The following is a 1,881-nucleotide window of genomic DNA, read 5'->3' as shown; positions in this document are numbered from 1 at the left end:
ATAGAAACCACCGCCCCTACTGACTATATCGCCGAATTAGAAACGAAAGCGAAGGGTTTCACCGTCCGGATCGATAGTACGAGCGGTGGAAACGGTAGCGGTGTCATTATCGCTAAAGAAGGGAATATTTACACGGTTTTAACCGCCGATCACGTCTTCTGCGAAAAAATCAAAGGCACCACCAGATGTGCCGATCACACCTACACCGTCGTCACCAGCGACGGCAAAACTCGAAACATCGAGAAAAGCACCATCATCCGGCAGGAAGGGGTAGATTTAGCAGTCTTTCAGTTTGAAAGCCTGGACAATTATCCCGTTGCGGAAATAGCGAATTATAACCCAAATAGCGGTGATTTTGTTTTTGCGGCAGGCTTCCCCAAAATTGGACAAAATCCCTCGAAATGGTTGTTTAGTGGCGGTAGAATTCACGATAAAGAACAGGGATTACTACAAACCCGCCAAAGTCCTTTAAGCACTCAACAAGGGGGAACATTACAAAGTGTTGCTTCTTTAACCGGAGGCTATGAATTAGTTTATACCAGCATCACATTTGGGGGCATGAGTGGCGGTGCAGTCTTAGACTCCCAGGGGAGAGTAATAGGGATTCATGGAAGTTCGGAAACAGCAGGGTTAGAGAAAATAGGGGTAGAGAAAATTCAGTTAGGGTTTAGTTTAGGGATTCCCATTAGCACTTTTATCGGATTGCAAGAAAGATTGAAGGTAAAACCGCAATTATTAACCACTGCTCAACCCCAAGTTAGTCCGCAACAACAACAAGAAATTATTCAAGCGATTACTGGTGTTATTGTCCCTAATACCAATGCGAAGGCGGATATTTGGATACAAAGGGGGGGACAATTATGGCGGTTAGCAAGGGATCAGGAAGCAATTAAAGCCTTTGATGAAGCGATTAAGCAAAATGACCCCGATAATGTCTATTTAGCCTGGTATGGTAAGGGATTAGCGTTATTTGAATTACGCGAACATCAACCAGCTATAGAAGCTTTGCAACAAGCGATTAATACCTTACCTAAACGGGAAAATTTAAAGAAGTTTCACAGTAGTATTTTACAACGGCAAAGTGTAGTTTATCGCTTTTTAGGTGACTTCTCAAAAATTGCAGGTACAGAAAGAGAAGCCAGAGAAAATTATGAGCAAGCATTAACGGTGATTAATCAGGCGATTTCTCTGGTTCCCAATAACCCCAATTACTATAATGAGAAATGGGCAGTATTAAGTGAATTAAAACGCTATGATGAGGGATTAGCGGCGATTACTCAGGCAATTGATCTCGCTCCCCGTGCTGCTTGGTATGTCAATCGAGGGATTCTTTACCGTCGCCAACAAAAATACGAATTAGCATTAGATGACTACAACAAAGCTATTGAACTTAATCCTAATCATGCTAATGCTTATAACAATCGTGGGAATCTTTACTATGACTTGCAGAAATACGATTTAGCTTTAGCTGACTACGACAAAGCCATTGAAATTAATCCTAATTTTGCTATACTTTACAGCAATCGGGGGGGTGTTTACTATAACCAGCAGAAATACGAATTAGCCCTCTCTGACTACAACCAAGCTATTGACATTAATCCTAATGATGCTAAGGCTTACTTAGGTCGTGGTGGTTTATATGCCATATTAGGACAACCCGAAAAAGCAAAAATTGATCTACAACAAGCAGCTATATTATTCCTCCAACAGAATAATATGGCTGCTTATGAAAAGGTGATGCAGATTTTACAACAATTAGGGGGGTAAGTTTCGTAGGTTGGGTTGAGCGAATAAATATGTTAAAGAAAACCTCTCAATTCTCAAGGAAAGCGAAACCCAACACCCAACCCCTAAATCCGTCTGAATCTTTTTGTTGGGTTT

1 protein-coding gene is annotated in these 1,881 nt (G+C 41.4%); it reads left to right on the top strand.

Features of this window, described 5'->3' with window-relative positions:
• Positions 1-1,767 (top strand): tetratricopeptide repeat-containing S1 family peptidase (locus PX636_RS17025; RefSeq protein ID WP_288117980.1); only part of this gene is annotated, 1,767 nt, incomplete at its 5' end.
• Between the last annotated feature and the right edge of the window lie 114 nt (positions 1,768-1,881).

This window comes from Microcystis sp. M53598_WE2 (assembly GCF_030067735.1).
Taxonomy (GTDB): Bacteria; Cyanobacteriota; Cyanobacteriia; order Cyanobacteriales; family Microcystaceae; genus Microcystis; species Microcystis aeruginosa.
The sequence above is the reverse complement of the archived record's forward strand: the minus strand, read 5'-3'. Positions and strand labels throughout refer to the sequence as shown.